6 protein-coding genes and 1 pseudogene are annotated in these 6471 nt (G+C 71.3%); 2 read left to right on the forward strand and 5 right to left on the reverse strand.

The window, feature by feature from the left end; genetic code table 11:
- The first annotated feature begins 3 nt into the window (after window positions 1–3).
- Window positions 4–867: a glycosyltransferase family 2 protein gene (locus TU34_RS15020; RefSeq protein ID WP_045823713.1), complete on the forward strand. Its 864-nt coding sequence runs from the start codon at window positions 4–6 to the stop codon at window positions 865–867.
- Window positions 868–890: 23 nt separating this feature from the next.
- Here TU34_RS15020 and TU34_RS15025 read toward each other — a convergent pair whose 3' ends face one another.
- The 4 genes from TU34_RS15025 to mftE are packed head-to-tail and all read right to left on the reverse strand — an operon-like array spanning window position 891 to window position 5008.
- Window positions 891–1343 carry a PPOX class F420-dependent oxidoreductase gene (locus TU34_RS15025; RefSeq protein WP_045823714.1) on the reverse strand — a complete coding sequence of 151 codons (453 nt, stop codon included), beginning with the start codon at window positions 1341–1343 and terminating at the stop codon, window positions 891–893.
- Complete coding sequence (mftG, locus tag TU34_RS15030) at window positions 1340–2686, reverse strand: mycofactocin system GMC family oxidoreductase MftG (RefSeq protein ID WP_045823715.1); 1347 nt, start codon at window positions 2684–2686, stop codon at window positions 1340–1342. Before mftG ends, TU34_RS15025 begins: the two co-directional genes overlap by 4 nt.
- A gap of 7 nt (window positions 2687–2693) precedes the next feature.
- Window positions 2694–4295 (reverse strand): mycofactocin biosynthesis glycosyltransferase MftF, encoded by a 1602-nt coding sequence (gene mftF / locus TU34_RS15035; protein ID WP_150116552.1) that lies wholly within the window; start codon window positions 4293–4295, stop codon window positions 2694–2696.
- Window positions 4292–5008: a mycofactocin biosynthesis peptidyl-dipeptidase MftE gene (gene mftE, locus TU34_RS15040; protein WP_045823716.1), complete on the reverse strand. Its 717-nt coding sequence runs from the start codon at window positions 5006–5008 to the stop codon at window positions 4292–4294. Before mftE ends, mftF begins: the two co-directional genes overlap by 4 nt.
- A gap of 203 nt (window positions 5009–5211) precedes the next feature.
- On the opposite strand from mftE, the gene TU34_RS15045 reads away from it, so the two are divergent.
- Window positions 5212–6330, forward strand: coding sequence for a CaiB/BaiF CoA transferase family protein (locus TU34_RS15045; protein WP_045823717.1), 1119 nt, complete (start codon window positions 5212–5214; stop codon window positions 6328–6330).
- A gap of 16 nt (window positions 6331–6346) precedes the next feature.
- Here the strand turns inward: TU34_RS15045 and TU34_RS23610 are convergent.
- A pseudogene (locus TU34_RS23610) lies at window positions 6347–6471 on the reverse strand (IS481 family transposase); the annotation flags it as partial.

Consider the following 6471-nt stretch of genomic DNA (forward strand, 5'->3'; position numbering starts at 1 on the left):
CCTGTGTCTCACCCAGCGATCTCGGTGATCATCCCCGCCTACAACGAGGAAGCGGACATCGCGGCCTGCCTCGATGCACTGCTGGCCCAGGACGAACCCGTCGCCGAGGTCATCGTCATCGACAACAACTCCACCGACGACACCGCCGCGATCGTCGGCTCGTTCGTGCGGGAGTCCCCGACCGTCCGGCTGGTCACCGAGCACCAGCAGGGGGCACTGCACGCCGCCGCTCGAGGGGTGCGGGAGGCCACGGGTGAACTGGTCGCGAAGATCGACGCCGACACCGTCGTCACCCCTCAGTGGACCGCGGCGATCCGCCGCTTCTTCGAGGCGGTGCCGCCCACCGTCGCCGGCGGCAGCGGTCTGTGCTCCATGCACGACATGCCCGCCCAATGGCTCTTCCGGTCGGCGCAGGCCCGGTTCACCGAGAAACTCGAGGCCGGCATGCGTGAGGGGTCCATCACCGAGATGGCCGACACCTTCGGCGCGAACTGCGTGATGCGGGCGGCGGTGTGGGCCGACATCGCGGCCCACACCAGCACGCGAGACGACATCCAGGACGACCTCGACATCGGGATCACCGTGGTGAGCCGGGGATGGCAGCTCGCGTGGGTACCGGGCATGGACGCCCGGATCTCGGGCCGGCGGCTGTGCACGACCCCGGCCAGCTACTGGAAGTACACCGCGCGCACGCCACGCACCTTCCGCATGCACGGCAGGCGCAAGCAGTGGGCGGGATCATTGGTCGGCATCCAGTTCGCCCGACTCGCCCAGGCCCTGGCCTGGCCCGTGCTGGCGTTCTGGGATCCGCGTGAGCGCACCTTCGCCGTCACACCGCGTCGCGAGGAGCAGCGCGTTCTCCCCTGACGCGTGCTGCGCCGGCAGCGACGTCAGGCGCTGACGTCGAGGGAGGCGATCACCTTGACCGGTTCGATCCACACCACGAGTTCCCCGGGGACCCCGTTGCGCGCGCCGAACTCCTCGGCGCGGTCGGCACCCATGTAGCGACCGCCCGCCGCCGTGGCGATGCGTCGCACCTCGTCGAGGTCGTCGCTGATCTGCACTCGCCCCTGCACCTGGACGAAGGCGTACGGCGGCTCGGGGAGGTCGACGCAGAGCACCACACGCGGATCACGCTGCAGCGCCCGCCCTTTCGCCGTGTCGGCGCCGGTGTTGAAGGCGATGCGCAGGTCGGCCCCGCCGTCGTCAGCGGTGCGTTCGTCGAGCACGAACCACACCGGCGCGATGAGCGGACGTCCGTCGGATGCAGTGAATCCCAGCATGCCGGTACGGGTTCCGGTGGACAGGAACTCCCGGACCGCCGGGTCGCCTAGTGAGGTCACGATCCGACGATACCGCTGCGCGCCGAGAGCGGTTCGGCAATGGCGTCGGCGATCCGGGCCGCCATCATCATCGTCGTCGCGTGCGGTCCGCTCGACAGGGCGCCCGGGAGGATCGATCCGTCGACCACACGCAGACCCTCGACGCCGATCACCCCGCCGAGCGCGTCGGTGGCCGCACCCATCGGCATCGTGCCCCAGGCGTGGTGCGACGTCGCGAGCACCGGGTCGATCGTCACGCTGCCGTTCTCCACGAGGTCGGCGTGCGCAGCTCCCTCGAGCATCTCCACGACCCGGTGCGACCACCGCCGCATGCCGTCGCCCACGGCCTGGGCGGCGCCGATGTCGATACCGACGGCACCGTCGGCGTCGACGGTCAGGTGTCCGCTCGCCCCCGGGACCATGCCCGCCACCCCGACGGCCGGGCCCGAGCGCGCCACACCGGTGATGTGGTCGGCGAAATCAGCGTTGTAGCAGCGGATCTCGAAACCGTCCTCGGTGTGCAGAACGGTCGGGAGCAGGGGGAGGCCGGCGCGGGTGCGGGGCGCCGGGGTCCGTTCGCGGTAACGGACCAGGATCTCGCGGTGTTCACCCAGCGGGAAGGTCGACGGTGTCCGGCCGGCCGAGCGGGCGAGGAGCGTCGCGCTCGCCAGGGTGCCCGCGCAGAGGATCACCTCGTCGGCGGGGATCGTCTCTCCACCGGCGCGGACACCGGTCGCCGTGCCGTCGGACACCAGCACCTCGTCGACAGTGGTGTCGGCAACGATCCGTAGCGACGGTCGGGCGCGGACGGCGGCCGTGAGGAACGCCCGGTCGGCGGACACCCGTCGGACGCGGTCGGCGTTGACACGCACCCGGTTGACGCCGACGGTCGGCCATTCCGTGCCGACGAGGTCATATCCTGTTCTGTGCCAATATCTCTCGAAGGCCATGGCGCGCGGGTGGAGCTCGGTGTCGTCGACGCGGCGGACCGACATCACACCGCCGGACCCGCCGCCGTCGAGGATGCGGTGGAATCGCTCGACGGTGTCGATGTCCCACCAGCGTCGATCCCAGCCGTCGAGGTCGGCGCGGTGACCGCGCAGGAAGTAGCCGCCGTTGACGACCGACGACCCGCCCACCCCGGCGCCGCGGACGAGATCGAGACCGTCGACCGTGCGATACCGCCGCACGCGGTGCGCATCGGGTCCCACGGGGAGACGGGACACACGGAGGTCGGCGTCGGTCGGGGTGTCGCGGCCCGCCTCGACGAGGGTCACGAGAACGTGGTCACCGCGCGAGAGACGCTCGGCCACCACGCATCCGCAGCTGCCCGCACCGACCACCACGACACGACGCGGTGTCACGAGCGGCTCACGAATGCGATGGCGCGGCCCCCTCGGTGACCGCACGTCTCTCCGCGATCCGCCCGGACGTCGCGTGCCGCTCCGCGGCGTGGACGGATCCGATGACCGGTCGCAGCGCACCCGCCGCCCGTGCGGCGAGCACGCCCTCCCACAGACCGGCACCGTAGGCGAGGTCGTCGAGGCGTTTGAGGATCACGAACCGGGCGACACCGAGGCGCTGCACCGGGTCGGGGTTGAGCATCTCCGAGCGCACCCATTCGACGAGGCCGTCGGCGAGGGCGACGGCGAGCAGCACCTGACGGAACCGGGCCGAGAACACCGCGAGCACGACCGACAGCGGCCAGTAGTGCCGACACAGCGCCGAGGCGAACTGCAGGAACCCGAACCCCATCGACTGTGCGGTCAGCTTCGCCGCCACCGAGAACGCGTCGGGGACGTGCGACACCCGGCCGTGCAGACGTCGTCCGATGATCGCGATCATCGCCACCAGCAGGCCCAGCCCCCATCGCGAGCGGGTCAGCACGCCGAGTGCCGCCACGGCCATGGGGACCGTCATCACGATCGGCGCCGCGAGGGTGGGATGGCGATCGCTCAGCAGGGCCGCCCCGGTCCCGTAGAAGCGTCGGCGTCGCAGCGCCGGACCGAGCCGGTCGCGGTGATCGTGCGCCGCGACGGCGATGGGGTCGTACCGGATGACCCAGCCCGCAGACGTGATGCGCCAGCAGAGGTCGACGTCCTCGGCCACGTGCAGCGACTCGTCGAACCCGCCCGTCGAAACCTCACGGAACACGCTGCGGCGCACTATGATCGCAGCACTCGGCACGTACGGGACACGCGTACCCGGCGCCACCGCGCTCTCCCGACGCCCCATGTCGAGCGACGAGCACAGCGCCTCGTAGCGCGCCATCGGGCCGCCGTCGGGGGTCATCGCGACGATGCGTGGCGCCACCATCGCGACGCGGTCGTCGGAGAAATGCGCGAGAAGCTTGAACAGCCAACCGGATTCGGGGACGACGTCGGAGTCGACGAAGGCGATGAGATCGGTCTCGACGCGACGGGCCCCGTGGTTGCGCGCGGCCGCCGGACCGACGCTGCGATCGAGACGGAGGAGCTCGACCTCTTCCCCACGCCCCGCGTCGCCGACGACGACCGGTGTCGCGGAGCCGTCGTCGACGACGACGACACGGACCCCGACCAGTGCGGCGAGCAACCGATCGACCCCGGATTGGTTGTCGCGCACCGGGATGACCACGGTCACGTCCCCGGTGTCGGGCCCGAACATGGGCCGCGGATGGGCGACCCCGGCGTCGAGCAGACGACGACCCAGGGTCGCCGAGGAGGGACCCGAGACCACCAGTCGGCCGTCGGCATCGATCATGTCGACCGCCGCGGGGGACAGGGTCAGCAGGCGCATCGGGGATCCGCCCAGGAGGTGCCGGCGCGTTGCGGGGTTGACGACGGTGCCCAGGTCGAGCTGCACCTGGAACCCGTCGGGCAGTTCCTGCGGCGTGCGCACCGGCGCGTTCTCCGTCGCCTCCTCGGACCCGCCGTCGGCCGTGGCCTCGGGATCGGTCGCGTCGGTGTCGGCACCCTCGGTTCGACGGGTCATCGCAGGACGCCGTGTTCGTCGGGCGACCATCGACGTACCGCGTCGGCCAGTCGCGTCGCCATCGCGGCGAGGTGGGCGCGCCCGTCGTCGGGATGTCCACGCCGCGGGTCGCCGAGCACCCCGTTCGGGCTCACCGCACGCACACCCGATGATCGCAGGGTGGGCATGAGATCGGCGACGGCGGCGGTGGTGCCAACCGCGACGGCGTCCGATCGCACGGTCTCCGGCGAGATGTGCAGCAGGAGTGCGGTTTCGGTGGCACCGGCGTGCGCGTCGGCGCCGGCCACGGCGCACGGGAACCAGGCCGCGTCGCGCCCCTCGACCCGGAGCAGGCCGACCGCGTCGATCAGGGTGGCGACGTTGCCGCCGTGGCCGTTGACGAAGACGATGCGTGCGGCCCACCGGCAAGCGCTGCGGCCGTACTCGACGAGGACCTGTCGCAGCGCCTCGTGTCCGATGGAGATCGTGCCGGGGAAGTCCTCGTGCTCGCCGCTGGCGCCGTAGGCCAGCGCCGGGGCCAGCAGCGTCGGCCCGTCGTCGGCTCCGAGCGTGGCGCAGGCACCGTCGGCCACGGCACCGGCGATACGCGTGTCGGTGTCGAGGGGCAGATGCGGGCCGTGCTGCTCGACCGACCCGACAGGGACCACGAGCGTGACCTGCCGGTCGTCGAGTTCGGTCCAGGTCGCCGCGCCGAGCCCACCGGAGCAGATCATTCGGACAATGCTAGCCACCGCAAGCGCTTCTGAACACACGAAGCGGCGAACGCTTTTCACCCTTCCCGGCGTTTCGCGGACCGGCGCGCCGCGCCCGCGGGCAAACCACCCGGTGACAGCGATCACCGGGGCGACATGCGATGCTGGAAGCGACGGAGCGAGCGCTCGGTCAATCCATCGGCAACCGACGACGAGGTACTTCGATGAGTTCGAGTGAACAGCCGCGCGAGGAGCGACGCCAGGGCCCGGTGACGGGCATCCGGGTCGTGGAGTTCGCCGGCATCGGGCCCGGTCCGCACGCTGCGATGATGCTGGCCGATCTCGGGGCCGATGTGGTGCGTGTCCAACGGTCCGGGACGCTCCCCGCGCCGGGTCGCAACGCCGATCAGCTCCTGCGCGGGCGGTCGGCGGTCGTGGAGGCCGACCTCAAGTCGGCCGCCGACAAGACCGAGGTGATCCGACTCGTCGCCCGCGCCGACGTCCTCCTCGAGGGTTTCCGGCCCGGGGTGATGGAGCGCCTGGGCCTCGGACCCGACGACCTGCTCGCGGTGAACCCTCGACTCGTCTACGGCCGCATGACCGGCTGGGGTCAGGACGGCCCGATGGCCGACCGCGCCGGACACGACATCAACTACATCTCGATGACCGGCATGTTGCACGCGATCGGCCGGGCGGGTGAGCGGCCGGTGCCGCCGCTCAACCTCGTCGGCGATTTCGGCGGCGGGTCGATGTTCCTCGTGCAGGGCGTGCTGGCCGCGCTCGTCGAGCGTGGGGTCTCGGGTGCCGGACAGGTCGTCGACGCGGCGATGGTCGACGGCGCTTCGGTTCTGGGACAGATGATGTGGGCATTCCGCGGCACGGGTCTGTGGCGCGACGAGCGTGGCGTGAACATGCTCGACACCGGCGCACCCTGGTACGAGGTCTACGAGACCTCCGACGGGAAGTACATGGCCGTGGGTGCGATCGAGCCCCAGTTCTACGCGCAGTTGATCACCGGCCTCGGTCTCGAGGGGGCCGACATCCCCGACCAGAACGACATCGCCCGCTGGGACGAGCTGCGCGCGGTGTTCACCGAGACGTTCGCCTCGCGCACCCGGGACGACTGGGCGGCGGTCTTCGCGGGCACCGACGCCTGCACCACCCCGGTGCTCACCTTCGCCGAGGCCCCGGTCGACCCGCACATGGCCGCACGCGCGAACCTGCAGGAGTTGGACGGCGTGATGCAAGCCGCTCCCGCACCGCGCTTCTCGCGCACCGAGACCGGCGCACCGGTGGCGCCGGCGCGCACCGCGACCGAGCTCGCGAGCGTCTGGACCGACTGACCCGGAGCGGGACGGTCTAGATGTGATGTCCAGGGAGGTTGGTCAGTCGGGTGACTGGTGGCTGACCTCCGGTGGCGGAGTGGGCTCGGTGGTGATTGTAGAAGTGCAGCCAGCCCGGGAGCGCATGGTCGCGTTGTCCGG

Source organism: Williamsia herbipolensis (assembly GCF_000964005.1).
Classification (GTDB): domain Bacteria; phylum Actinomycetota; class Actinomycetes; order Mycobacteriales; family Mycobacteriaceae; genus Williamsia_A; species Williamsia_A herbipolensis.

Bases quoted from the DNA above. Each gene is read 5' to 3' on its own strand.
- TU34_RS15045 (WP_045823717.1), top strand. From the start codon at position 5,212: ATGAGTTCGAGTGAACAGCCGCGCGAGGAGCGACGCCAGGGCCCGGTG.
- mftE (WP_045823716.1), bottom strand. From the start codon at position 5,008: ATGATCTGCTCCGGTGGGCTCGGCGCGGCGACCTGGACCGAACTCGAC.
- mftF (WP_150116552.1), bottom strand. From the start codon at position 4,295: ATGACCCGTCGAACCGAGGGTGCCGACACCGACGCGACCGATCCCGAG.